The organism is Streptomyces sp. NPDC029296, assembly GCF_055569255.1.
Genome location: NZ_JBVHXT010000035.1, coordinates 36437 through 61930, shown reverse-complemented (window position 1 = coordinate 61930; position 25494 = coordinate 36437). Strand labels below are relative to the sequence as shown.

Genomic DNA, 25494 nt, shown 5'->3' with positions numbered 1-25494 from the left:
GCCCCTCCGGCGGGGGCCGGCCCCCTCGGCGTCAGGGCGCGGCCGGGGCCGGTCCCGAACTCGCCCGGCGCGTCAGCTCGGGCGCGAGCAGCACGACCTCGTCGCCGCCGCGCCCGTCCAGCTTGGCCACCAGGTGCTCCACGGCCCGCCGGCCCATCTCCTGGGCGGGGATGGCCACCGAGGTCAGCCGCACCGAGGCCTGCACGGCGACCTGGTCCGGGCAGACGGCCACCACGGACACGTCCTCCGGGACGGCCCGGCCCTGCTGGCGCAGCAGCGCGAGCAGCGGCTCCACCGCCGACTCGTTCTGCACCACGAACCCGGTCGTCGCCGGGCGCTCGTCGAAGACCCGGGCCAGGGTGAGGGCCATCGCGTCGTACCCGCCCTCGCACGGCCGGTGCAGCAGCCGCACGCCCGCCCGGCGGGCCCCGGAGCGCAGCCCGTCCAGGGTGCGTTCGGCGAAGCCGGTGTGCCGTTCGTAGACCGCCGGGGCCTCGCCGATGACGGCGACGTCACGGTGCCCGAGGCCGGCCAGATGCTCCACGCACAGCGCGCCGGTCGCGCTCCAGTCCAGGTCCACGCAGGTCAGACCGCCCGCGTCGGCGGGCAGGCCGATCAGCACGGACGGCTGGTCGGTGCCCCTGAGCAGCGGCAGCCGCTCGTCCTCCAGCTCCACGTCCATCAGGATCATCGCGTCGGCCAGCCCGCTGCCGGTGACCCGGCGCACCGCGTCGGGGCCCTCCTCGCCGGTGAGCAGCAGGACGTCGTAGCCGTGCGTGCGGGCGGTGGTGGCCACCGCGATGGCGATCTCCATCATCACCGGTACGTACATGTCGGTGCGCAGCGGGATCATGAGGGCGATGATGTTCGACCGTTTGCCGGCCAGGGCGCGGGCGCCGGCGTTCGGGTGGTAGCCGAGTTCCCGGATGCTCTGCTCGACCCGGTGCCGGGTGGTGGCGGAGATGGACCGCTTGCCGCTGAGGACATAGCTCACCGTGCTCGCCGAGACTCCGGCGTGCTGGGCGACCTCGGCGAGGGTGACCATCCGCTCTCCAAGCTTTGTGAAGCGCTTCGACACTGCGCCATTGCCGACAGGGTGGGTGAGGGTGCGATCGACCCTAGCTTCAGGGAACCCGGGGTGTCCAGAGGCTGTCGAAGCGCTTCGACAGCGTTTCCCGGCCATGGGGCGGTCGCCGCCGCGCCGGGCGACGGCCACCGGGGCTCCACGCTAACGCCGGGCGACCCCCGCCCCGGTGGCGGGGGCCGCCCGTTTCGGGTACCAACGATCCAAGGGCACCGGTCGGTGCCGAACGGTCCCGGCCGTCCCTCTTCGCGGCGAGGTGAGCCTCGATGTCCGCCACCACCACCCCACGCACCACCGTCACCGAGCGCGAGGCCCGCCAGGTGGCGGAGGCCGCCCGGCAGCGGGACTGGCGGGGCCCCAGCTTCGCCAAGGAGCTGTTCCTCGGGCGCTTCCGGCTCGACCTCATCCACCCCCACCCGCTGCCCGACGAGGAGTCCGTCCGGCGCGGCGAGGAGTTCCTGGCGAGACTGCGCGCCTTCTGCGAGACGGTGATCGACCCCGCCCGCATCGAGCGCGAGGCCCGCATCCCCGACGAGGTCGTGGCGGGCCTGAGGGAACTCGGCGCCCTCGGCATGAAGATCGGCCCCGAGTACGGCGGTCTCGGCCTCTCCCAGCTGTACTACAACAAGGCCCTCGCCCTGGTCGGCTCCGTCAGCCCCGCCGTCGGCGCGCTGCTCTCCGCCCACCAGTCGATCGGTGTGCCGCAGCCGCTGAAGCTCTTCGGCACGCGGGAGCAGAAGGAGGCCTTCCTGCCCCGCTGCGCCCGCACCGACATCTCCGCGTTCCTGCTCACCGAGCCGGACGTGGGCTCCGACCCGGCCCGCCTCGCCACCACGGCCGTGCCCGAGGGCGACGCGTACGTCCTCGACGGGGTGAAGCTGTGGACCACCAACGGGGTGGTCGCCGATCTGCTGGTCGTGATGGCACGGGTGCCGAAGTCCGAGGGGCATCCGGGCGGCATCACCGCGTTCGTGGTGGAGGCCGCCTCCGAGGGCGTCACCGTGGAGCACCGCAATGCCTTCATGGGCCTGCGCGGCATAGAGAACGGCGTCACCCGCTTCCACCGCGTCAGGGTCCCGGCGGCGAACCGGATCGGCCCCGAGGGCACCGGTCTGAAGATCGCGCTCACCACGCTCAACACCGGCCGGCTGTCCCTGCCCGCGATGTGCGCGGGCGCCGGCAAGTGGTGTCTGAAGATCGCCCGCGAGTGGGCGGCGGAGCGCGAGCAGTGGGGCAAGCCGGTGGCGCTGCACGAGGCCGTCGGCTCGAAGATCGCGTTCATCGCGGCGACCACGTTCGCCCTGGAGGCCGTCCTCGACCTCTCCTCGCAGATGGCCGACGAGGACCGCCGCGACATCCGCATCGAGGCCGCCCTCGCCAAGCTCTACGGCTCCGAGATGGCCTGGAAGATGGCCGACGAACTGGTCCAGATCCGCGGCGGACGCGGCTACGAGACCGCCGAGTCCCTGCGGGCGCGCGGCGAACGCCCGGTCCCGGCCGAGCAGATCCTGCGCGACCTGCGCATCAACCGCATCTTCGAGGGCTCCACGGAGATCATGCACCTGCTGATCGCCCGGGAGGCCGTGGACGCCCACCTCTCGGTCGCCGGTGATCTGATCGACCCGGACACGTCCCTGGCCGACAAGGCGCGGGCCGGCGCGCACGCGGGCGTTTTCTACGCCGGATGGCTCCCGAGACTCCTCGCGGGGCCCGGCCAGCTACCCCGGTCGTACGGCGAGTTCCGGCACGGCACGGACCTGTCCGGGCACCTGCGCTACGTCGAGCGCACCGCCCGCAGACTCGCCCGCTCCACCTTCTACGGCATGTCCCGCTGGCAGGGCCGGCTGGAGTCCAGGCAGGGCTTCCTCGGCCGGATCGTGGACATCGGCGCCGAGCTGTTCGCGATGAGCGCGGCCTGCGTGCGCGCGGAGCGGCTGCGCGCCGAGGGCCCGCACGGCCGCGAGGCCTACCAGCTCGCCGACGCCTTCTGCCGCCAGGCCCGCATCCGCGTCGGCGAACTGTTCACCCGGCTGTGGACCAACACCGACGACCCGGACCGAAGGCTGGTCGGAGCGGTCCTCGCCGGCTCCCACACCTGGCTGGAGGAGGGCGTCCTCGACCCGTCGGGCGAGGGCCCGTGGATCGCCAGCGCGACCCCCGGACCCTCGGAACACGAGAACGCCCGCCGTCCGTACGGGAGTTAGCAGTACTTGTCGCTCGGGTCCCGGGTCGTCCAGGAGCAGGAGGCGACCTTGCCGCCGTTCGCCTTGGTCAGGGTGGCCGTGTCCTTGTCGTTGTTCCAGACGTAGGCGCGGCGGCCCTGGTACTTGTCGGAGGCGGTGTCCGAGCCGCTGCCGGTGTGGATCTTCAGGTACTTCCCGGCGCCGATCTTGACGTTCGGGAAGACGTACTTGTGGTTGGAGGCGTCCTTCAGCACCCAGCCCTTGAGCGAGACGGCCCGCCCGCCGGTGTTCTTCAGCTGCACCCACTCGCCGTTCAGGCTCTTGTTGGAGCGGTTGTCCTTGCCGGGGCTGTCGAACCACACGTGGTGGATCTTCACGCCCCCGGCGGCCTCGGCCGGGGTGCTGAGCAGGGTGCCGGTGAGCAGGGCCGCGCCGGCGAGCGCGGGCAGGGCGGCGCGGAGGCGCACAGTGCGCATGGAGATATCCCCCCAGGATGTCGTCCGTGAAGTCATGCGGAACGAAGTGTTTATCACATGATCTTCATGGCGGTTTCACAAGGGGAATCCCGGCCGGCGCACCCACCCGGGGGACGCGCTGTCCGGGCCGCCGCCGCTTGCCGCAACAATGGGAGGATGACCGACAGTCCCGCCCATCCGGCACCCCTCGCCGACCCGCACCTCGTCTACGACCCCGCCGCCGGCGACGGACCCAAGGACGTGGTGATCCTCGGCTCCACCGGATCCATCGGCACCCAGGCCATCGACCTCGTGCTGCGCAACCCCGACCGCTTCCGGGTCACCGCCCTGTCCGCGAACGGCGGGCGGGTGGCCCGCCTGGCCGAGCAGGCGCACCGGCTGCGGGTGCGGACCGTGGCGGTCGCCCGCGAGGACGTCGTACCCGCGCTGCGCGAGGCGCTCACCGCCGCGTACGGCACCGAGCCGCTGCCCGAGATACTCGCCGGGCCCGACGCGGCCACCCAGGTCGCCGCCTCCGACTGCCACACCGTCCTCAACGGCATCACCGGCTCCATCGGCCTCGCCCCGACCCTGGCCGCCCTGGAGGCGGGCCGCACCCTCGCGCTCGCCAACAAGGAGTCGCTGATCGTCGGCGGCCCGCTGGTCACCGCGCTCGCCAAGCCCGGCCAGATCATCCCGGTGGACTCCGAGCACGCGGCCCTGTTCCAGGCTCTCGCCGCCGGTACCCGGGCCGACGTCCGCAAGCTCGTCGTCACCGCCTCCGGCGGCCCCTTCCGCGGCCGGACCAGGGCCGAGCTGGCCGGTGTCACCGTGCGCGACGCCCTCGCCCACCCCACCTGGGCGATGGGCCCGGTGATCACCGTCAACTCCGCGACGCTGGTCAACAAGGGACTGGAGGTCATCGAGGCCCACCTGCTGTACGACATCCCCTTCGACCGCATCGAGGTGGTCGTGCACCCCCAGTCGTACGTCCACTCGATGGTCGAGTTCACCGACGGGTCCACGATCGCCCAGGCGACGCCCCCCGACATGCGCGGGCCGATCGCCATCGGCCTCGGCTGGCCCGAACGGGTCCCCGACGCCGCCCCCGCCTTCGACTGGAGCAAGGCGTCCACCTGGGAATTCTTCCCGCTGGACAACGAGGCCTTCCCCTCGGTGAACCTCGCCCGGCACGTGGGGCGGCTCGCGGGCACGGCCCCGGCGGTGTTCAATGCGGCCAACGAGGAGTGCGTCGCCGCCTTCCTGGACGGCGCGCTGCCCTTCAACGGGATCGTGGAGACCGTCACCCGGGTGGTCGAGGAGCACGGCACCCCGGTCACGGGAACCTCGCTCACCGTGTCGGACGTCCTCGAAGCGGAGACCTGGGCCCGCGCCCGGGCCCGCGAACTCACAGCCACGACGGCGACCGCGGAGGCGCGTGCATGACGACCTTGATGTTCATCCTCGGCATAGTGGTCTTCGCGGTGGGCCTGCTCGTCTCGATCGCCTGGCACGAGCTGGGGCACCTGTCCACGGCCAAGCTCTTCGGCATCCGCGTCCCGCAGTACATGGTCGGCTTCGGCCCGACCATCTGGTCACGCAAGAAGGGCGAGACCGAGTACGGCATCAAGGCCATCCCGGCCGGCGGCTACATCCGCATGATCGGCATGTTCCCGCCCGACGACCAGGGCCGGGTCACCGCCCGCTCCACCTCCCCCTGGCGCGGCATGATCGAGGACGCCAGAGCGGCGTCCTTCGAGGAACTGAAGCCCGGCGACGAGACGCGCATGTTCTACACGCGCAAACCGTGGAAACGGGTCATCGTCATGTTCGCCGGGCCCTTCATGAACCTCGTCCTCGCGATCGGCCTGTTCTTCTCCGTGCTCATGGGCTTCGGCGTCCAGCAGCAGACCACCACCGTCGCCTCCGTCTCGCCCTGCGTCATCGCCCAGAGCGAGAACCGCGACACCTGCGCGAAGACCGACAAGCCCTCCCCGGCCCAGGCCGCCGGCCTCCGCACCCGCGACAGGATCGTCTCCTTCGACGGCCGGCCCACCAAGGACTGGGACACCCTCTCCGACCTCATCCGGGACAGCGCCGGGAAGACCGTGCCGATCGTGGTCGAGCGCGACGGCAGGCAGCTCACCCTGCACGCCAGGATCGCCACGAACCTGGTCGCCAAGAAGGACGCCGGCGGCGGCTACGTCCAGGGCAAGTACGTCGAGGCCGGCTTCCTCGGCTTCGGCGCCGCCACCGGCGTGGTCACGATGGACTTCGACGACTCCGTGGCCTGGATGACCGACCGGGTCGGCGACGCCGTCGCGTCCCTCGCCGACCTGCCCGGCAAGATCCCCGCCCTGTGGGACGCCGCCTTCGGCGACGGCCCGCGCGAACCGGACTCCCCGGTGGGCATCGTGGGCGCCGCCCGCATCACCGGCGACATCGCCACCCTGGACATCCCCGCCTCCCAGCAGGTGGCGATGTTCGTGATGATGCTCGGGATGTTCAACCTCTCCCTCTTCCTGTTCAACATGCTCCCGCTGCTGCCGCTCGACGGCGGGCACATCGCGGGCGCCCTGTGGGAGGCCCTCAGGCGGAACCTGGCCCGGGTGCTGCGCCGGCCCGACCCCGGCCCGTTCGACGTCGCCAAGCTGATGCCGGTGGCGTACGTGGTGGCCGGGATCTTCGTCTGCTTCACCGTCCTGGTGCTGATCGCGGACCTCGTCAACCCGGTGAAGATCTCCTAGCCATCCGGTGTTCACGCGGCCCGGAACCCCTTCCGGTCCCGGGCCGCGTGCGACCGCGCCGGATCACGGGTGTGATGTGTGGCGCCCGGCCCGGTGCCGTAATCTCGGACCCTGGAGCCCGCCGTATACGGGACCGGATCCTGAACCACGACTTGGGGTTGCACAGCAGATGACTGCGATTTCTCTCGGCATGCCGTCCGTTCCGACCAGGCTCGCCGAGCGTCGGAAGAGCCGGCAGATCCAGGTCGGAAGCGTGGCGGTCGGCGGGGACGCGCCGGTCTCGGTCCAGTCGATGACCACCACCCGCACGTCCGACATCGGCGCCACCCTCCAGCAGATCGCCGAGCTGACCGCCTCCGGCTGCCAGATCGTCCGTGTGGCGTGTCCCACCCAGGACGACGCCGACGCCCTCGCCACGATCGCGAAGAAGTCGCAGATCCCGGTCATCGCCGACATCCACTTCCAGCCCAAGTACGTCTTCGCCGCCATCGAGGCCGGCTGCGCCGCGGTCCGCGTCAACCCCGGCAACATCAAGCAGTTCGACGACAAGGTCAAGGAGATCGCCAAGGCCGCCAAGGACCACGGCACCCCGATCCGGATCGGCGTCAACGCCGGCTCCCTGGACCGGCGCCTGCTCCAGAAGTACGGCAAGGCGACCCCCGAGGCGCTGGTCGAGTCGGCCCTGTGGGAGGCGTCCCTCTTCGAGGAGCACGACTTCCGGGACATCAAGATCTCCGTCAAGCACAACGACCCGGTCGTGATGATCGAGGCCTACCGCCAGCTCGCCGAGCAGTGCGACTACCCGCTGCACCTCGGCGTCACGGAGGCCGGCCCCGCCTTCCAGGGCACGATCAAGTCGGCGGTCGCCTTCGGCGCGCTGCTGTCGCAGGGCATCGGCGACACCATCCGCGTCTCCCTCTCGGCCCCGCCGGTCGAGGAGATCAAGGTCGGCATCCAGATCCTGGAGTCCCTGAACCTGCGCCAGCGCGGCCTGGAGATCGTCTCCTGCCCGTCCTGCGGCCGCGCCCAGGTCGACGTCTACAAGCTCGCCGAAGAGGTCACGGCGGGCCTGACCGGCATGGAGGTCCCGCTCCGCGTCGCCGTCATGGGCTGCGTCGTCAACGGCCCCGGCGAGGCCCGCGAGGCCGACCTCGGTGTCGCCTCCGGCAACGGCAAGGGCCAGATCTTCGTCAAGGGCGAGGTCATCAAGACCGTCCCCGAGTCCAAGATCGTGGAAACCCTCATCGAGGAGGCCATGAAGCTGGCCGAGCAGATGGAGCAGGACGGCGTGGCCTCGGGCGAGCCGTCGGTGTCGGTAGCGGGCTGACCCCCGTACCCGCCCTTGTTCCCGTGAGTCCCGTCACCGCCCGGTGGCGGGACTCAGCCGTACCCCGGCCCACAGGTCTTGCCCGGCTGCCCCGGCGCGACGCCCCACTTGTCGGCGAGCGGCCGGACTCGTCACACGGCTCCCGCACCTCGGGCAGCCGCTCGGCCCGCGTGTCGGACACGCTTCCGGTCTTCGGGCGGCTGTCGAAGCGAGTGCGGACACAGGCGGCCACGGAACGCGCCGAACTGGGCCGCCTCACCGGCTACTCGGCGGCGACCCTCGCGTCGTTCGAGCAGGGCGCTGACCGACTTCGTCGAGGAGAGGGAGAGGGCGCGGTATCCGGCGTTCTTCCAGGACGCGGCGGTGCTGGAGAAGAAGGCGGTGGCGGTGCACTTCTTCGGTGTGCAGACCGTGCCTGGTCCGAGGAAGCGGTACTACGGCGGCGACTGGGCGGTACGTCTCGTACGTGCTGAGGCCCTGTCGCCACGGAAGTCACTGGCCCTCGCAGAGGAAATGCTGGAAGAGGTATGAACGGGCCGGCGTGGTTCGAGAGCGGCTACAGCGACGGCGAGGGCGGCGAATGCGTAGAGGTGGCCGCCTGCCCCACCACCATCCACGTCCGGGACTCCGAGCACGACCCCGCCACCGCCCCCACCCTCGCGGTGCCGACGGCGGCCTGGGACGCGTTCGTCGGGTTCGTCCGGCGTCCGTGAATCGATCTCGCTCCCGCGGCGAGGCGCTGCGCAGGTCCAGGAGGTACAGTGCCGGGACCAGCAGAACCCCACCGTGAGGCCCCGTAGTGTTGACCCAGACCACAACCCGGGTCCTGGAACCGAGTGACCTGGACGCGGCGCTCGCCGTGCTCGATCGTGAGCCGGTCGCCAACGCCTTCGTGGCCTCCCGGGTCCAGGTCGCCGGCCTCGACCCCTGGCGGCTCGGCGGCGAGATATGGGGCTGGTACGAGGATGGCATGCTCACGTCCCTGTGCTACGCGGGCGCCAACCTCGTCCCCATCTGCGCCACCCCCCGCGCCGTCCGCGCCTTCGCCGACCGCGCCCGCCGGGCCGGCCGCCGCTGCTCCTCCATCGTCGGCCCCGCCGACGCCACCGCCGAGCTCTGGCGGCTGCTGGAGCCGCACTGGGGCCCGGCCCGGGACGTCCGCGCCCGCCAGCCGCTGATGGTCACCGACCGCATGCCCGACGACATCGCCCCCGACCCGTACGTCCGTCGCGTCCGCAAGGACGAGATGGAGACGATCATGCCGGCGTGCGTGGCGATGTTCACCGAGGAGGTCGGCGTCTCCCCGCTCTCCGGTGACGGCGGCCTGCTCTACCAGGCCCGGGTCGCCGAACTCGTCGGCTCCGGCCGCTCCTTCGCCCGCGTGGACGAGCGGGGCCGGGTCGTGTTCAAGGCGGAGATCGGCGCCGCCACCCCCCAGGCCTGCCAGATCCAGGGCGTGTGGGTGGCCCCCGAGTACCGGGGCAGGGGCCTGGCGGCCCCCGGCATGGCCGCGGTGCTGCGCTACGCCCTCGCGGACGTCGCCCCCGTCGCGAGCCTCTACGTCAACGACTTCAACACCGCGGCGAGAAGGACGTACCGGCGCGTCGGCTTCCGGGAGACCGGGGCCTTCATGAGTGTGCTCTTCTGACACCCCTGTACGCTCCCCGCATGGACCCAGTGATCGGCCCCCTGGACCTCACCGCCCACGTGGACGAGGCGTTGGCTGTCCAAGCCGTCGCCTTCGGCCTCGGCCCGGAGGAGGTCGCCGTACGCCGGCAGATCGTCCAGCGCCACATGCAGTACCAGGGCGCGCGGGCCTACGGCGCGACCGTCGGCGGCCGGCTCGTCGGCTTCGTGTACGGCATGCCCAACAGCCGCACCCACTGGTGGTCCACCGTCGTGGAGCCCTACCTGCGCGCGGGCGGCAACGCCCACTGGCTGGACGACTCCTTCGTCATCACCGAGCTGCACGTCCACCCCGACCACCAGAACCGCGGCATCGGCCGGAAGCTGATCACCACCATCACCGACACCGCCGCCGAGCCCCGCTCGATCCTCTCCGCGATCGACGTCGACAGCCCCGCCCGCGGCCTGTACCACTCCCTCGGCTACACCGACCTCGCCCGCCAGGTGCACTTCCCGAGCGCACAGCGCCCCTACGCCGTGATGGGCGCCCCGCTGCCGCTGCGCAGGCGTTAACCGATTTCCACCGGCACGGGCGGCCCGGATAACCTCCATGCCACCACCTTTATCCGGCAGGAGTACGAGAACCATGGCCAACGCACCGGTCCAGCGCATGTCCCAGTTGATGGCGAAGACGCTGCGCGACGACCCGGCGGACGCCGAGGTCCTCAGCCACAAGCTCCTCGTCCGCGCCGGCTACGTCCGCCGCACGGCGGCCGGCATCTGGAGCTGGCTGCCCCTCGGCAAGAAGGTCCTCGCGAACGTCGAACGCGTCGTCCGCGAGGAGATGGACGCCATCGGCGCCCAGGAGGTCACCCTGCCCGCCCTGCTGCCCCGCGAGCCCTACGAGGCGACCGGCCGCTGGGACGAGTACGGCCAGGAGCTGTTCCGGCTCAAGGACCGCAAGGGCGGCGACTACCTCCTCGGCCCCACCCACGAGGAGATCTTCACCCTCCTGGTCAAGGACCAGTGCACGTCCTACAAGGACCTGCCGGTGATCCTCTACCAGATCCAGACCAAGTTCCGCGACGAGGCCCGCCCCCGCGCCGGCATCCTGCGCGGCCGCGAGTTCCTGATGAAGGACTCCTACTCCTTCGACCTGGACGACGAGGGCCTCGGCGCCTCCTACGCCCTGCACCGCGAGGCCTACCAGCGGATCTTCGCCCGCCTCGGCCTCGACTACCGCATCTGCGCGGCCACCGCCGGTGCCATGGGCGGCTCCAGGTCCGAGGAGTTCCTCGCCCCGGCCGAGGCCGGCGAGGACACCTTCGCGGACTGCCCGAACTGCGACTTCGCCGCCAACACCGAGGCGATCGCCTACCAGCTCGCGCCGGTGGACGGCTCCGCCGTGCCCGCGCTGGAGGAGATTCCCACCCCCGACACGCCGACCATCGAGACGCTGGCCGCCTCGCTCGGCGTCCCGGCCTCCGCCACGCTGAAGAACCTGCTGGTCAAGGTGGACGGCGAGATCGTCGCCGTGGGCGTGCCCGGCGACCGCGAGGTGGACCTGGACAAGGTCGAGGCGCACTTCGCCCCGGCCGCCGTCGAGATGGTCACCGAGTCCGATTTCGCCGCCCACCCCGAGCTGGTCCGCGGCTACGTCGGCCCGCAGGGCCTGGGCGAGAAGGTGACGTACATCGCCGACCCGCGCGTGGCCCCCGGCACCGCCTGGATCACCGGCGCCAACAAGGAGCACACGCACGCGAAGAACGTCGTCGCCGGACGCGACTTCGAGGTCGACGCGTACGTGGACGTCGTCGTGGTCCAGGACGGCGACCCCTGCCCGAAGTGCGGCACCGGCCTCCAGCTGGACCGCGCCATCGAGATCGGCCACATCTTCCAGCTCGGCCGCAAGTACGCCGACGCCCTCAAGCTGGACGTCCTCGGCCAGAACGGCAAGCCGGTCCGCGTCACCATGGGCTCCTACGGCATCGGCGTCTCCCGCGCCGTCGCCGCGCTCGCCGAGCAGACCGCCGACGACAAGGGCCTGGTGTGGCCCAAGGAGGTCGCCCCCGCCGACGTGCACGTGGTCGCCGCCGGCAAGGCACTCCAGACCGAGCTGGCGCTCGACGTCGCCGGGAAGCTCGCCGCCGCGGGCGTCCGCGTCCTCGTGGACGACCGGGCCGGGGTCTCCCCGGGCGTGAAGTTCACCGACTCCGAGCTGATCGGCGTCCCGCAGATCCTGGTGGCCGGCCGCCGCGCCGCCGAAGGCGTGCTGGAGCTGAAGGACCGCAAGACCGGTGAGCGCGAGGAGCTGACGGTCGAGGAAGCGATCGCCCGCCTGACCGCGTAGGCACCGGGCCCGCCGACCACGCCCCCGGGTCCCCCGGGGGCGTCGTCGCTACAGCCAGCCCGCGAACTCCAGCAGCAGCTCCGCGTCCGCCGGCCGGCCCACCCGCAGCGCCCGCACCCCGGACTCCACCGCCCTGAACAGCGTCCAGCCGCGCAGCCGGTCCTGATCGACCTCCAGCGACTCCGCGAGCCGCTTGATCCGGCGCCGGGTGGTGGCCGGGCCGGACGGCTGCGCGATCAGGTCCTCCACCCGGTCCCGGACCAGCCGCGCCAGATCGAAGGCGCTGTCCCCGACCACCGGGTCCGGCCCCACCGCGAGCCACGGCATCCGCTCGCCCGAGAGCACCTTGCTCTGCCGGAACGTGCCGTGCAGCAGCCGGTCCTCGGGCGGCGCGGCCAGCAGCGCCTCCCGGGCGGCGAGCGCCGACTCCACGAGCGGCGCCACCTCGGGATCGGCCCCGGCACTCGCCCGCATGGCCGCCGCCTGCCGCCCGGTGCGCTCGGCGACGGTCTCGAAGACGTGCCCGGCCGGCGGCTCCACCCACAGCCTGCGCAGCGTCCCCGCCGCCTCCAGCAGCGCCTTCGCCTCCGGCAGGGAGCGCACCGACACATCCGGGTGCAGCCGCTCCAACAGCAGCGCCCCGTCCCCCGCGCCGTCCTCCAGCAGCTGTACGGCACCCAGCCCGGCCCAGTGCGCCAGCGCCGCCCGCTCGCTCTCCGGGCGGGACCGGGGCGGCACCAGCTTCAGCACGGCCGGGGTGCCGTCCGGCCGCCGTACCAGCATCACCAGGCTGCTGCGCCCGCCCGGCACCTGCACCCGTTCGACGGTCAACCCGCGCCGGGCGACGGCCTCCTCGGCCGCCGCGGGCAGCCGTGCCAGCCAGTCGTCCCCGGCCGGTGCCGTCTCACCGAGCGCCCGCACCAGGCGCGGCGGCGGTTCCAAAGCCATGCGCGAGTCGTTCCCTTCGTGTGGGGTCCATGTCCGGTCACCGCCCGAGCCCACTGGGGGCCGAGCCCGATCCCGTCCCGGTCCGTCTCCGGCCTTGCCCGGTCCGGACCTGTACCAATCCGGTCCCGATCCGATCCGATCCGGCCCGGGCCCGGGCCGAGCCCGATCCGGTCCAGCCCTGATACGGTCCCGATCCGGCCCGGGCCCGGGCCGAGCCCGATCCGGTCCCGATCCGGCCCGGGCCCGGGCCGGTATCCGATCCTGGCCCGGTCGTTTCCGGTCCCTTCGTCCGGGGCCGGACGCGCGGTCCCGCGCCCCCTCCCCGGCGCCGTCCTGCCGTTCTGCCGTCGGGCCGGGCGGCCCCGCCCGGCCCGTGCGGCCCGACGGCACCGGCGTACGAGCCGCGGACCAGCGTCTCAGCGCCTCGCCGGGGCCGTGGTGGCCGTCGCGGAAGCGGAAGCCGACGTGGTCGTGCCGGCCGCGCCGGTCCGCTCGTCGGTCCGTCCGCCGGACCGCTCGGCGAGCCCAGGGAAGGCTACGCTCTCCCCGCTCCAGCGCACCGCCCGCACCGCCGCCTCCCTGAGCGCCCCGGCCGCCTCGGCCCGCCGCGCCCCGGTCGCCGCCCGCACCAGGTCCGCGTACACGCCGGCCACCCCCTCCTCCAGCCGCGCGGCCAGCCGCACCGCCGCCGGTCCGTCCTTGACCGCGAACGGAAGCGCGTACGCGGCGCTCGCCGCGACCGGAGCGGCGCCCAGGTCGCGTACCGCGCGCACCAGCGCGTCCCGGCGCGCCCGGTGGGCGTCGTACGCCGTCCGTGCCTCCGCCCGCCGCCGCTCGCCGATCCGGCCGCCGACGACCCCGTAGCCGTACACCGCCGCGTGCTCCGCGGCCAGCGCCGCCTGGAGCGCGGTCACCTCGGCCCGCTCCGTCTCCTCGCTCACCGGGCTCCCTCCGTCAGCAGGTACGCGTGCGCGGCACCGGCCGCCGCGACCGACGCCAGCAGCCGGGCCACCTCGTCCGGCGCCTCCAGCAGGTCCCGGGCCCGCCGGTCGGCGAGGGCGCGCTCGGCGGCGGCCAGCCCGGCGACGGCGTCCTTCTCCCCGGCGGGCACGGGCGCGGCCGAGGACTTCGACACCGACGGCGTGGGCGTGGGCGTACCGTCCTCGAACGCCGCCGCGTGCGCCGCGACCTGCGCCCGCAGCGGCCGCAGCCGGTCCGCCAGGGCGGGATGCGCGGCGAGCACCGCGTCGTACCGCGCCAGCAGCCCCCGGCTGTCGAGCGCCGCACGCGCGCGGGCCCGCGCGGTGGCCGACGGCCCGTCGCCGGCCGGGTCCGCTCCGGCCGAACAGCCCGCCAGCAGGGTGACGCCGGCGGCCGAGGCGAGCAGGGTTCTTCTGCGCGGCCCCGAGGGGGTGCGCGACGGCGAGGGGTACGGCACGGCTGACGTCCTCGGGGCTCGTACGAACACACGGGCGGGAACGGCGCCCGCCGTTGATCACGGTACCCGCGCATCCGCTCGCCGCATGTCACCGGCTCAGCGGACCCGCCCGCCGCTGCGAAGCACCCCCCGCGGGAGGCAGTAGGCTTTGTCCAGACACGCGACCCATCCCACAACAGCACACGCGGCCGAGGAGTCACCCGGATGAGCACCACCCAGAGCGAGAGGCTGCGAGAGCTGCTGGAACCGCTCGTCACCTCCCATGGGCTGGATCTCGAAGAGATCGCCGTGGACTCCGTAGGACGCAAGCGGGTGCTGCGCGTCGTCGTCGACTCCGACACCGGAGCGGACCTGGACCGGATCGCCGATGTGAGCCGCGCGCTCTCGGCGAAGCTGGACGAGACCGACGCGATGGGCGAGGGCGCGTACGACCTGGAGGTCGGCACCCCTGGCGCGGAGCGCCTCCTCACCGAGCACCGGCACTTCGTGCGCGCCGTCGACCGGCTCGTGAAGTTCCAGCTCACGGAGGGCGGCGAGCTGCTCGCGCGGATCCTGGAGGCCGACGACGAGGGGATCGACGTGGAGGTGCCCGGCGTGAAGGGCCGCAAGGCCACCCGCCGCAGGCTCGGCTTCCCGGAGATCGCCAAGGCGCGCGTGCAGGTCGAGTTCAACCGCAAGGACAGCGAGAAGGACAAGAAGGACATGAAGGAAGAGGAGGAGGCGTAGCCGTGGACATCGATATGAGCGCCCTGCGGGGTTTGGTCCGGGAGAAGGAGATCTCCTTCGACCTGCTGGTCGAGGCGATCGAGTCGGCCCTCCTCATCGCCTACCACCGCACCGAGGGAAGCCGCCGACACGCGCGCGTGGAGCTCAACCGGGAGACCGGGCATGTGACCGTGTGGGCGAAGGAGGACCCCGAGGACCTCGCGGAGGGCCAGGCGGCCCGCGAGTTCGACGACACCCCGTCCGGCTTCGGCCGTATCGCCGCCACCACCGCCAAGCAGGTGATCCTGCAGCGGCTGCGCGACGCCGAGGACGACGCGACGCTCGGCGAGTACGCCGGCCGCGAGGGCGACATCGTCACCGGCGTGGTCCAGCAGGGCCGCGACCCGAAGAACGTGCTCGTGGACATCGGCAAGCTGGAGGCCATCCTGCCGGTGCAGGAGCAGGTGCCCGGCGAGACGTACCCGCACGGCATGCGCCTGCGGTCCTACGTCGTCCGCGTGGCCAAGGGCGTCCGGGGTCCGTCCGTGACCCTCTCCCGCACCCACCCGAACCTGGTGAAGAAGCTCTTCGCCCTGGAGGTGCCGGAGATCGCCGACGGCTCCGTGGAGATCGCCGCGATCGCCCGTGAGGCCGGTCACCGCACCAAGATCGCCGTACGGTCCACCCGTTCGGGCCTGAACGCCAAGGGCGCCTGCATCGGCCCCATGGGCGGCCGGGTGCGCAACGTGATGGGCGAGCTGAGCGGCGAGAAGATCGACATCGTCGACTGGTCGGACGACCCGGCCGAGATGGTCGCGAACGCCCTGTCACCCGCCCGGGTGAGCAAGGTGGAGGTCGTGGACATGGCCGCCCGCTCCGCACGGGTGACCGTGCCGGACTACCAGCTGTCGCTGGCGATCGGCAAGGAGGGCCAGAACGCCCGCCTCGCCGCCCGCCTCACCGGCTGGCGGATCGACATCCGGCCGGACACCGAGCAGGCCGGCGCCTAGCCGGGAGAACGCCCCGGGGAGCCGGGACCAGGACCGGACCCGGGGGAGCGGAGCCGCGGCCGGGGAATAGATACCGGCCGCCCGACGCTGAGATCACGACAACAGCCGTTCGATTCTTGCCCCAAAGGAGTGAGGTCGGTACGGGGAGGTAGACTTAACCGTGTCTGGCCGGACGCACGCCCGAACATGCCCTGAACGCACCTGTGTGGGGTGCCGGGAGCGGGCGGCCAAGAACGATCTCCTGCGGATCGTGGAGAGCGGGGACGCATGCGTCCCCGATCCTCGCGGTACGCTGCCCGGCCGGGGTGCCTACGTGCACCCCGCCCTGGTCTGTCTCGACCAGGCGGTACGCCGCCGGGCGTTCTCGCGGGCACTGCGCGTCCCGGGAGCGCTCGACACAAAGGCGTTGCGTCGATACGTCGAGCGGACGACAGTTGCCGAGCAGGCAACGCAGTAAGACGTGCCGTACGGAACCCCGTACGGTCTGGTACCTCGCGAGTCGAAAGCAGGTCGAGATTGCGATGAGCACTCGATGAGTACGCGATGAGTACGCCCATGAACTAGCGACGGTCCGGCTTCAACCCGGACCTCAAAGGAGCGAAGTGGCTAAGGTCCGGGTATACGAACTCGCCAAGGAGTTCGGTGTAGAGAGCAAGGTCGTCATGGCCAAGCTCCAGGAACTCGGTGAATTCGTCCGTTCGGCGTCTTCGACCATCGAAGCGCCGGTTGTACGCAAGCTGACCGACGCCTTCCAGGGCGGTGGCAGCGGCAAGTCCGCGAAGCCCGCCCCGCGCAAGGCCTCCCCCAAGCCCGCCGCGCCCTCTCCGGCGCAGGCGGCACGTCCGGCTTCCCCGGCCCCGCGGCCGGCGGCGGCTCCCAAGCCCCCGACGGCGCCCGCCGCCCCGCAGCCGGCCGCCCCGTCGGCCCCCGCGGCGTCCGCGCCGGCCCCGGCCGCCCCGGGTCCGCGCCCGGTGCCCGGTCCCAAGCCCGCGCCGCGTCCGGCCCCGGCCGCCCCGGAGTTCACCGCTCCGCCGGCCGCTCCGGCCGCGCAGGCCCCGCAGGCTCCGGCCGCCCAGGGCCCGCGTCCCGGCGGCTCCCGTCCCGGCGCCCCGAAGCCCGGCGGTTCCCGTCCGGCCTCCGGCCAGGGCCAGGCGCCCCGTCCGGGTCAGGGTGGTCAGCGTCCCGGCGGCCAGGCCCCGCGTCCGGGTGCCCGTCCGTCCGGTCCGCGCCCGGGCAACAACCCCTTCACCTCCGGCGGCAACGCCGGCATGGCCCGTCCGCAGGCCCCGCGCCCGCAGGGCGGCCCGCGTCCCGGTCCCGGCGGTCCCGGCGGCGCTCCGCGCCCCCAGGCGGCCGGCGCCCAGGGCGGCGGTCCGCGTCCGCAGGCTCCGGGCGGTCCGCGTCCGTCGCCGGCCGGCATGCCCCGCCCGCAGGGCGGCCCGCGTCCCGGCCCGGCCGGTCCGCGCCCGAACCCCGGCATGATGCCGCAGCGTCCCGCTGCCGGCCCGCGTCCGGGCGGCGGTGGCCCCGGCGGCCGCGGTCCCGGTGCCGGTGCACGTCCCGGTGGCGGCGGCGGTCGTCCCGGTGGCGGCGGCTTCGCCGGCCGTCCCGGTGGCGGCGGTGGCGGCTTCGCCGGCCGTCCCGGTGGTCCCGGTGGCGGCGGCGGTGGCTTCGCCGGCCGTCCGGGTGGTCCCGGCGGTGGCGGCGGTGGCCGTCCCGGCTTCGGTGGCCGTCCCGGTGGTCCCGGTGGCCGCGGTGGCACGCAGGGCGCCTTCGGCCGTCCCGGTGGTCCCGCGCGCCGCGGCCGCAAGTCGAAGCGGCAGAGGCGCCAGGAGTACGAGGCCATGCAGGCCCCGAGCGTCGGCGGCGTGATGCTGCCGCGCGGCAACGGCGAGACCATCCGTCTCTCCCGCGGCGCGTCGCTCACCGACTTCGCGGAGAAGATCAACGCCAACCCGGCGTCGCTCGTCGCGGTCATGATGAACCTCGGCGAGATGGTCACGGCCACGCAGTCCGTCTCCGACGAGACCCTGCAGCTCCTCGCCGGCGAGATGAACTACGCGGTTCAGATCGTCAGCCCCGAGGAGGAGGACCGCGAGCTGCTCGAGTCCTTCGACATCGAGTTCGGCGAGGACGAGGGCTCCGAGGAGGACCTGGTCGTCCGTCCGCCGGTGGTGACCGTCATGGGTCACGTCGACCACGGTAAGACCCGACTGCTCGACGCGATCCGCAAGACGAACGTCATCGCGGGCGAGGCCGGCGGCATCACCCAGCACATCGGTGCCTACCAGGTCGCGACCGAGGTCAACGGCGAAGAACGCAAGATCACCTTCATCGACACCCCGGGTCACGAGGCGTTCACCGCCATGCGTGCCCGCGGTGCGAAGTCGACCGACATCGCGATCCTGGTCGTCGCGGCCAACGACGGCGTCATGCCGCAGACGGTCGAGGCGCTCAACCACGCCAAGGCGGCCGACGTGCCGATCGTGGTCGCGGTCAACAAGATCGACGTCGAGGGTGCCGACCCGACCAAGGTGCGCGGTCAGCTGACCGAGTACGGCCTCGTGGCCGAGGAGTACGGCGGCGACACCATGTTCGTCGACATCTCCGCCAAGCAGGGTCTGCACATCGACTCGCTGCTGGAGGCCGTGGTCCTCACGGCCGACGCCTCGCTCGACCTGCGGGCCAACCCGCACCAGGACGCGCAGGGCATCTCGATCGAGTCCCGTCTCGACCGCGGCCGCGGTGCCGTGGCGACGGTCCTCGTCCAGCGAGGCACCCTGCGGGTCGGCGACACGATGGTCGTGGGCGACGCCTACGGCCGGGTGCGCGCCATGCTCGACGACAACGGCAACAACGTCGCCGAGGCCGGCCCGTCGACGCCGGTCCAGGTCCTCGGCCTGACCAACGTCCCGGGTGCGGGCGACAACTTCCTGGTGGTCGACGAGGACCGTACGGCCCGTCAGATCGCCGAGAAGCGCGCCGCCCGCGAGCGCAACGCCGCGTTCGCCAAGCGCACGCGCCGCGTGTCGCTGGAGGACCTGGACAAGGTGCTCAAGGCCGGCGAGGTCCAGCAGCTGAACCTGATCATCAAGGGTGACGCCTCTGGTTCCGTCGAGGCCCTCGAGTCCTCCCTGCTCCAGCTGGACGTCGGCGAAGAGGTCGACATCCGCGTCCTGCACCGCGGCGTCGGTGCGGTCACGGAGTCCGACATCGACCTGGCGATGGGCTCGGACGCCATCGTGATCGGCTTCAACGTCCGTGCGGCCGGCCGTGCCGCGCAGATGGCGGAGCGCGAGGGCGTGGACGTCCGGTACTACTCGGTCATCTACCAGGCGATCGAGGAGATCGAGGCGGCCCTGAAGGGCATGCTGAAGCCGGAGTACGAGGAGGTCGAGCTCGGTACGGCGGAGATCCGCGAGGTCTTCAAGTCGTCCAAGCTGGGCAACATCGCCGGTGTGCTCATCCGGTCGGGCGAGGTCAAGCGCAACACCAAGGCGCGCCTCATCCGCGACGGCAAGGTCGTCGCGGAGAACCTCACCATCGAGGGCCTGCGTCGCTTCAAGGACGACGTCACCGAGATCCGCGAAGGCTACGAGGGTGGTATCAACCTCGGCAACTTCAACGACATCAAGGTCGACGACGTCATCGCGACGTACGAGATGCGCGAGAAGCCGCGGGCGTAACAGCCCCTGGTTCGTGCTGGCCGGCGGGATTTCGGTCCCGCCGGCCAGCGCGCCGTTTCCGCCCATCCGATCGCTCGGGTGGGCGAGCGGGAACCCGGGGCGCCGCCCCCGGAAAACCCGGTCGAGCCGCCGGCGGGCACGCGGTACGGTGGCTCCAGGCCATCGATCCCGTACCGGCGGGTAAACCGGCACCGACATGTACGTGGGGACTCTGTCCTTCGACCTCCTCCTCGGCGACGTCCACTCGCTGAAGGAGAAGCGCTCCCTCGTCCGCCCGATCGTCGCCGAGCTCCAGCGGAAGTACGCGGTGAGCGCGGCCGAGGTGGATCACATGAACCTCCATCGGCGGGCGGTCATCGGCCTCGCCGTGGTCTCCGGCGACGCGGCGCACCTCACCGACGTGCTGGACCGGTGCGAACGGCTGGTCGCCGCGCGCCCCGAGGTGGAGCTGCTGTCGGTCCGACGCCGTATCCACGGCGAAGACGACTGACGACGACCAGACCACAGAACGCAAGCAAGAAGAAAGAACGGGAGACGGACCAGTGGCCGACAACGCGCGGGCGAAAAGGCTGGCGGACCTCATCCGGGAGGTGGTGGCCCAGAAGCTGCAGCGCGGGATCAAGGACCCGCGGCTCGGCTCGCACGTCACCATCACGGACACCCGGGTCACGGGTGACCTGCGGGAGGCGACCGTCTTCTACACGGTCTACGGCGACGAAGAGGAGCGGAACGCCGCCGCGGCGGGCCTGGAGAGCGCCAAGGGCGTCCTGCGCTCCGAGGTGGGCCGCGCGGCCGGGGTGAAGTTCACGCCGACCCTGACCTTCGTCGCGGACGCCCTGCCGGACACCGCCCGGACCATCGAGGACCTCCTCGACAAGGCCCGGCAGTCCGACGAGAAGGTGCGCGAGGCGGCCACCGGCGCCACGTACGCCGCCGGCGCCGACCCCTATCGCAAGCCGGCGGACGACGACAGCGACACGGACGGCGACGCCACCGAATGACCCAGAAGCACACCACGCCCGACGGCCTCGTCATCGTCGACAAGCCGTCGGGCTTCACTTCGCACGACGTGGTCGCCAAGATGCGCGGGATCGCGAGGACCCGCCGCGTCGGCCACGCCGGCACCCTCGACCCGATGGCCACCGGCGTCCTGGTTCTCGGGGTCGAGCGCGCCACCAAGCTCCTCGGGCACCTCGCGCTCACCGAGAAGGAGTACCTGGGCACCATCCGCCTGGGCCAGACCACCCTCACCGATGACGCCGAGGGCGAGATCACCTCGTCCACCGACGCCTCCAAGGTGACCCGGGACGGCATCGACGCCGGCATCGCCCAGCTCACCGGCGAGATCATGCAGGTGCCGTCCAAGGTCAGCGCCATCAAGATCGACGGCGTCCGGTCGTACAAACGGGCCCGCGAGGGCGAGGAATTCGAGATCCCCGCCCGGCCGGTGACCGTCTCCTCCTTCGCCGTGTACGACGTGCGCGACGCCGTCGCCGAGGACGGCACGCCCGTGCTCGACCTGGTGGTGTCGGTGGTCTGCTCCTCCGGCACCTACATCCGCGCCCTGGCCCGCGACCTGGGCGCCGGTCTCGGCGTGGGCGGCCACCTCACCGCCCTGCGCCGCACCCGGGTCGGCCCCTACAAACTGGACGAGGCCCGAACCCTGGACCAGCTCCAGCAGGAGCTGACCGTGATGCCGATCGCCCAGGCCGCGGACGCCGCGTTCCGGCGCTGGCAGGTCGACGCCAAGCGGGCCCGGCTGCTGCTGAACGGCGTCCGGCTGGAGATGCCCGAGGAGTACGCGGGCGCCGGCGCGGTGGCCGTGTTCGGCCCCGAGGACCGTTTCCTCGCGCTCGTCGAGGAGCACCGGGGCAAGGCCAAGAGCCTGGCCGTCTTCGGCTGAGCCCGGCCGGCCCCCGGGGGGGGGGGGGGGGGGGGGGGGGGGGGGGGGGGGGGGGGGGGGGGGGGGGGGGGGCCCCCCTTTCTCCCCCCCCCCCCCCCCCCCCCCCCCCCCCCCCCCCCCCCCCCCCCCCCCCCCCCCCCCCTCCACGATCCCCCCCTCTTCCCCCACCCCTAGGGTTGTCCCGCAGCCCCCGTTCATTCACCCGGCCGGCCGGGCGCTCGGAGTGAACCGGGGGAGCGGAAGGGGGCGCGTTCACCGCGAGAACTGTCCTGGCCCGCCCCGCGTGCCTACGGTCGGGGCAGGGCACGGGGACGGGCGGGGAGGTACGGCCATGGCGGAACGGGGCCCGCGCACCGAAGGCGGGCGCCGGGAGCGGGAGGAACACCGGCCCGGCGAGCCGGTACCCGGCGCACCGGCCGTGCACGGCGACCTTCCCGACGTCGCCCGGCCCACCGGCGCCTACGGATCGGGGACCCGGCCGGCCGCCCCCTCGGCCTCGGCTTCCTCGCCGACCACGAGGGCACCCTGCTCACCAGCCACGAGACCGTCGACGGCCGGCCCCGGCTCATGCTGGAAGCCCCCGGTGAGCGCCCTCGCGCGGTCACCGCCGACGCCGTCACCCCGCTGCCCCGCCTGGGCCTCGCCCTGATCCGCGCCGAGGGCCTCGGCGCGGACCCGCTGCCGCTGACCGTACGGGAACGGATCGACGCCGGCAGCTACGTACGGATCGCCGCCGGCTGCTGGCGCCAGGCGCGGGTACTGGCCGCCACCCGGGCCGCGTACACCGCCGCGGACGGCCCCCACCTCCTCGACGACGTGCTGGAGCTGGCCATCGGCACGGCGGGCCGGGACGCGCTGCGGCCCGGCGGGGGAGCGGCCGGGGGACCGGTGTGCGACGCCCGGACCGGCGCGGTCGTCGGCGTCCTCGGCACCGCCCTCGGCACCGAGGGCCGCGAGGCGGTCCTCGCGGCCCCGCTGCGGCCCGCCGACGGCGCCCTCGCCGCGCTGCTCGCCCGCAACGCGGCCACCGTGCCCGCCTACGGCGCCGACCTCAACCTCGCCGGCATCCTCCAGCTGACCACGACCTCGGTGGGCCAGGACGGCCCCCCGGGCGCCGCCGACCCGATCGAGCGCCCCGGCACCGCCCGGGAACTGGCCGCCTTCACCGGCGGCCACCGGCCCGTGCTCGGCCTGGTCGGCGCCCCGGGCAGCGGCCGTACGACACAGCTCGCGGTGCTGGCCGCCCGCCGCGCCCGGGGCGAGCGGCCCGCGCCGACGCTGTGGCTGCGCGGTGCCGACCTGGCGGCCGGGGACGGCTCGGTGGCCGACGCCGCGCGCCGCGCCCTGACTCGCGCCGCCCGGATCGTCGCCGCGTCCCGCGCCGTCCGCCCCGAGGACCTGGGCGACGTCGGCCCCGACCACCTGGCCCGCCTCGCCGCCCGGGCCGGCCGCCCGCTGCTGCTCCTCCTCGACGGCCCCGAGGAGATGCCCCCGGACCTCGCCCACCGGCTGCCCGAGTGGGCCCGGGGCACGGCCGACTGGCTCCACCGGGCCGGTGCCCGCCTGGTGGTGGCCTGCCGGGAGGAACACTGGGAGCGCGCGGGGCGGGCGTTCCCCGGCCACCTGCTCCACGCCCCGGCGGACGGCCGGGGGACCGACCTGCCCCCGTGCCTCCCCCTCGGAGACCTCACCGCCGACGAGGGGCGCCGGGCACGCGCCCGGTACGGCATCCCGGACGGCGCGCTCGCCGAGCGGGACGCCCGGCACCCGCTCACGCTCCGGCTGCTGTCCGAGGTCCGGGCCGCCGCCCCCGAAGCCCCGCTCCCCGCGCCCCTGGACCGGCACGACGTCTACGCCGCCTACCTCGACCTGGTGTGCCTGCGCGTCGCGGTCCGCCTCGCCGCCACCGGCGGGCTGCGCGGTACGGCCGTACGGCGGCTCGCCGCGCGGGTGGCCGGGCAGGTGCACGAGGCGGCCCGGCGCAGCCTCGGCCCCGGCCAGGGCGGGCTGGACCGGGAGTCGTTCGAGGCCGTGTTCCCGTGGGGACCCGCCCCGGCCGGACTCGGGGCCGGCACCGGCTGGGCCTCCGCCGTCCTCGCCGAGGGCCTGCTCGTCCCGGCCGGCGACGGCTATCGCTTCGCCCACGAGGACCTGGCCGACTGGCTGCACGGCATGCACCTGGACCTCGACGAGGCCCTGCGCGCCCTGCTGCCCCCGCCCGGCGAACGGCCCGGGGCGCCCCGCACCGACCCCGTGCCGCACCACCGCGTCGGCCCCGTCGTCCAGTCCCTGCTGTTCCTCGCCCGCCGGCACGGCACTGGCCAGCTCGCCTCACATTTACAGGAGTTGACCGACGCCCTGGACCGTGACACCGGCTCCTGGTGGGCCGCCCGGCTGCTCGCCCGGACCCTGCTCCGGCTCCCGGACGCGACCCCGTACACCCGGGTGCTGCGCCTGCTCGCCGACCGGATCGTCACCTGGCACCACGCCCGGCGGCCCGTCCCGGCCGAGTTCGGCCCCGCCTTCTGGACCGCGCTGCCCGTCCCCGACGCCGAACGCCTGGACCTGCTGCGCCGCCTCCTCCCGGCGGACCCGGCACCCTTTGCCCCGGCCGCCCGCCACCTGGACGCCGTCGCCGCACTGCTCGCCGCCGCACCCGACGTCGTACAACCCCTGCTCACCCGCTGGTTCACCGACGAGCGCCCGCTGCCCGCGACCCCGCACGCCACCGTGGCCACGGCCGCGCAGGCACTGCTGCACACCCACCGCCACCGCGCCCCCGACGGTCTCACCGAGGCGTTGGCGGACTGCCCCCACCCGCGCGCCCGGGAACTGCTCGCCGCCCTCGCCGAGGACGAACCGCCGGCCCTCTGCCGGGCGGCCGACCGCTGGGCGCACGACGAACGCCCGGCCCGCCGGGCCGCGGCCGTCGCCTTCGGACTGCGCGCCGCCCCGCACGTCCGCACGGCGGCCGACCGCGCCCTGCTGCGCCGCGCCGCCCTCGCCGTGCTCGTCCGCCCCGCCGACCACGCCCTGTACGGCGGCGCCCGCGCCGTACTGGTCCACGACCCGCACACCCGCGACCGCCATCTGCCCGCGGCCCTCGGCCACTTCGCCGAGGGCGACCCGCGGATCCCGCCGGGCGCCCTCGCCCCGGCCCTCGCCACCCACCCCGAACCGGTCCTGGAGGCCTTCCGCGCCCGGCTGCGCACCGCGGACGCGGGCGGCTGCGCGGACGCCGCCCTGCGCGCCCTCGCCGACACCGCCGCTCCCGTCCTCGCCCAGCCGGTCGCCGCGCTGCTCCGGGAGGCGGTGGAGCTGCGCCCGGAGACCGCCGGGCCGCTCGCCCGCCGCGTCCACCGCCGGCTCGACCGGGGCCCCGCCGCCCGGCCCGTCCTGCTGCCCCTCGTCACCGCCCTGCTCGACGGCGGTCCGGAACCCCTCCGGGCGGCCCTCGCCACCGTCCTGGCCGGCGCCGGCACGCCCGCCTCCCGCCCGCTCCGCCGCGAACTGCTGGAGTTCCTGCTCGACCGGGAGGCGGACCCGGCCGTCCTGGACGCCGTCCTGCACGCGGCGGCGGCCCGGGACGACACCGGCGGCGGACCGGACGAGGAGGAGACCCGTCGCCTGCTCCACCGCACCGGCCTGCTCCTCGTCCGCACGCCCGAGGGCGCCGCCCGCTGCGACCGGGCCCTGTCCGGCCTCCTCCGGCACGTGCCCGGCTTCGCCGCGCGCCTGGCCCGCTGGCTGGCCGACGCCCCCGACGACTGGGCCGCCGTGGTCGGCCCCGGCACCCGCCGCGTGCTCGAGAAACCGGCGGACGTGCGCGTACCGGCCTGAGGGGACGCGGGACGACCACGGGCGGACCCCGACCGGCCTGGGCGGATACGGGGCATACGCGCACCGGCCGGGGCGGCGCCGCCGACGTGCGCCCCGTCACAGCCCCCATGCCGATGCTGGCGCGGAGCACCCGGCATGGCACCCTTAGACCTGCACAACGAGGTCAAGACAGACACGGACAAGGGTTCGAGG

Annotated in this window: 22 protein-coding genes; 17 read left to right on the top strand and 5 right to left on the bottom strand. The window is 73.7% G+C overall.

Annotation, left to right across the window (positions count from 1 at the left end; translation table 11 throughout):
• Positions 1 to 31 precede the first annotated feature (31 nt).
• Positions 32 to 1045, bottom strand: a complete 1014-nt coding sequence (locus tag ACZ4W9_RS27950) for a LacI family DNA-binding transcriptional regulator (protein WP_467940389.1) — start codon at positions 1043 to 1045, stop codon at positions 32 to 34.
• Positions 1046 to 1350: 305 nt separating this feature from the next.
• Here ACZ4W9_RS27950 and ACZ4W9_RS27945 point away from each other — a divergent pair, with 305 nt between their 5' ends.
• On the top strand, positions 1351 to 3288 hold the full coding sequence (locus ACZ4W9_RS27945) for an acyl-CoA dehydrogenase family protein (RefSeq protein WP_467940387.1): 1938 nt from the start codon (positions 1351 to 1353) through the stop codon (positions 3286 to 3288).
• On the opposite strand, the gene ACZ4W9_RS27940 is transcribed toward ACZ4W9_RS27945, so the two are convergent.
• A complete protein-coding gene (locus tag ACZ4W9_RS27940) occupies positions 3285 to 3743 on the bottom strand; it encodes a lamin tail domain-containing protein (RefSeq protein ID WP_467940386.1) in 459 nt (152 codons plus the stop codon). The genes ACZ4W9_RS27945 and ACZ4W9_RS27940 overlap by 4 nt on opposite strands.
• Positions 3744 to 3899: 156 nt before the next feature.
• On the opposite strand from ACZ4W9_RS27940, the gene dxr reads away from it, so the two are divergent.
• The 8 genes from dxr to ACZ4W9_RS27900 all read left to right on the top strand — a co-directional run bounded on the left by dxr (position 3900) and on the right by ACZ4W9_RS27900 (position 11772).
• Positions 3900 to 5168, top strand: coding sequence for a 1-deoxy-D-xylulose-5-phosphate reductoisomerase (gene dxr, locus ACZ4W9_RS27935; protein WP_467940384.1), 1269 nt, complete (start codon positions 3900 to 3902; stop codon positions 5166 to 5168).
• Positions 5165 to 6469 carry a M50 family metallopeptidase gene (locus tag ACZ4W9_RS27930; protein ID WP_467940382.1) on the top strand — a complete coding sequence of 435 codons (1305 nt, stop codon included), beginning with the start codon at positions 5165 to 5167 and terminating at the stop codon, positions 6467 to 6469. The genes dxr and ACZ4W9_RS27930 overlap by 4 nt, the downstream gene beginning before the upstream one ends.
• A 169-nt stretch (positions 6470 to 6638) precedes the next feature.
• Entirely contained in the window at positions 6639 to 7796 is a 1158-nt protein-coding gene (gene ispG / locus ACZ4W9_RS27925) for a flavodoxin-dependent (E)-4-hydroxy-3-methylbut-2-enyl-diphosphate synthase (RefSeq protein ID WP_467940381.1), read from the top strand.
• A 363-nt stretch (positions 7797 to 8159) separates the two neighbouring features.
• Positions 8160 to 8327 (top strand): hypothetical protein, encoded by a 168-nt coding sequence (locus tag ACZ4W9_RS27920; protein ID WP_467940379.1) that lies wholly within the window; start codon positions 8160 to 8162, stop codon positions 8325 to 8327.
• A complete protein-coding gene (locus tag ACZ4W9_RS27915; protein ID WP_467940378.1) occupies positions 8324 to 8509 on the top strand; it encodes a DUF397 domain-containing protein in 186 nt (61 codons plus the stop codon). The genes ACZ4W9_RS27920 and ACZ4W9_RS27915 overlap by 4 nt, the downstream gene beginning before the upstream one ends.
• An 86-nt stretch (positions 8510 to 8595) precedes the next feature.
• Positions 8596 to 9444: a GNAT family N-acetyltransferase gene (locus ACZ4W9_RS27910; RefSeq protein ID WP_467940376.1), complete on the top strand. Its 849-nt coding sequence runs from the start codon at positions 8596 to 8598 to the stop codon at positions 9442 to 9444.
• Positions 9445 to 9464: 20 nt separating this feature from the next.
• Positions 9465 to 9995 (top strand): GNAT family N-acetyltransferase, encoded by a 531-nt coding sequence (locus ACZ4W9_RS27905; protein ID WP_467940374.1) that lies wholly within the window; start codon positions 9465 to 9467, stop codon positions 9993 to 9995.
• A 73-nt stretch (positions 9996 to 10068) separates the two neighbouring features.
• Positions 10069 to 11772 carry a proline--tRNA ligase gene (locus tag ACZ4W9_RS27900; protein WP_467940373.1) on the top strand — a complete coding sequence of 568 codons (1704 nt, stop codon included), beginning with the start codon at positions 10069 to 10071 and terminating at the stop codon, positions 11770 to 11772.
• A gap of 48 nt (positions 11773 to 11820) precedes the next feature.
• On the opposite strand, the gene ACZ4W9_RS27895 is transcribed toward ACZ4W9_RS27900, so the two are convergent.
• From ACZ4W9_RS27895 to ACZ4W9_RS27885, 3 genes are all read right to left on the bottom strand, one after another.
• Positions 11821 to 12720 carry an aminoglycoside phosphotransferase family protein gene (locus ACZ4W9_RS27895; RefSeq protein ID WP_467940372.1) on the bottom strand — a complete coding sequence of 300 codons (900 nt, stop codon included), beginning with the start codon at positions 12718 to 12720 and terminating at the stop codon, positions 11821 to 11823.
• Positions 12721 to 13136: 416 nt separating this feature from the next.
• A complete protein-coding gene (locus ACZ4W9_RS27890) occupies positions 13137 to 13661 on the bottom strand; it encodes a ferritin-like domain-containing protein (RefSeq protein ID WP_467940370.1) in 525 nt (174 codons plus the stop codon).
• The gene (locus ACZ4W9_RS27885) at positions 13658 to 14158 is read right to left on the bottom strand and encodes a hypothetical protein (protein WP_467940369.1); all 501 of its coding nucleotides are present in this window, start codon (positions 14156 to 14158) and stop codon (positions 13658 to 13660) included. Before ACZ4W9_RS27885 ends, ACZ4W9_RS27890 begins: the two co-directional genes overlap by 4 nt.
• A 204-nt stretch (positions 14159 to 14362) precedes the next feature.
• Between ACZ4W9_RS27885 and rimP the strand changes: the two genes are divergently transcribed.
• The 8 genes from rimP to ACZ4W9_RS27845 all read left to right on the top strand — a co-directional run bounded on the left by rimP (position 14363) and on the right by ACZ4W9_RS27845 (position 25302).
• On the top strand, positions 14363 to 14884 hold the full coding sequence (gene rimP, locus ACZ4W9_RS27880) for a ribosome maturation factor RimP (protein WP_467940367.1): 522 nt from the start codon (positions 14363 to 14365) through the stop codon (positions 14882 to 14884).
• A gap of 2 nt (positions 14885 to 14886) precedes the next feature.
• Entirely contained in the window at positions 14887 to 15873 is a 987-nt protein-coding gene (nusA, locus tag ACZ4W9_RS27875; protein WP_467940365.1) for a transcription termination factor NusA, read from the top strand.
• Between the two features lie 160 nt (positions 15874 to 16033).
• Entirely contained in the window at positions 16034 to 16330 is a 297-nt protein-coding gene (locus tag ACZ4W9_RS27870; RefSeq protein WP_467940364.1) for a YlxR family protein, read from the top strand.
• A 145-nt stretch (positions 16331 to 16475) separates the two neighbouring features.
• A complete protein-coding gene (gene infB / locus ACZ4W9_RS27865) occupies positions 16476 to 19559 on the top strand; it encodes a translation initiation factor IF-2 (protein ID WP_467940363.1) in 3084 nt (1027 codons plus the stop codon).
• Between the two features lie 196 nt (positions 19560 to 19755).
• On the top strand, positions 19756 to 20049 hold the full coding sequence (locus tag ACZ4W9_RS27860) for a DUF503 domain-containing protein (protein ID WP_467940361.1): 294 nt from the start codon (positions 19756 to 19758) through the stop codon (positions 20047 to 20049).
• 52 nt (positions 20050 to 20101) lie between these two features.
• On the top strand, positions 20102 to 20560 hold the full coding sequence (gene rbfA, locus ACZ4W9_RS27855; protein ID WP_467940360.1) for a 30S ribosome-binding factor RbfA: 459 nt from the start codon (positions 20102 to 20104) through the stop codon (positions 20558 to 20560).
• Positions 20557 to 21462 (top strand): tRNA pseudouridine(55) synthase TruB, encoded by a 906-nt coding sequence (gene truB, locus ACZ4W9_RS27850; protein ID WP_467940359.1) that lies wholly within the window; start codon positions 20557 to 20559, stop codon positions 21460 to 21462. Before rbfA ends, truB begins: the two co-directional genes overlap by 4 nt.
• Before the next feature lie 465 nt (positions 21463 to 21927).
• Positions 21928 to 25302, top strand: a complete 3375-nt coding sequence (locus tag ACZ4W9_RS27845; protein WP_467940459.1) for a trypsin-like peptidase domain-containing protein — start codon at positions 21928 to 21930, stop codon at positions 25300 to 25302.
• The last annotated feature ends 192 nt before the right edge of the window (positions 25303 to 25494 follow it).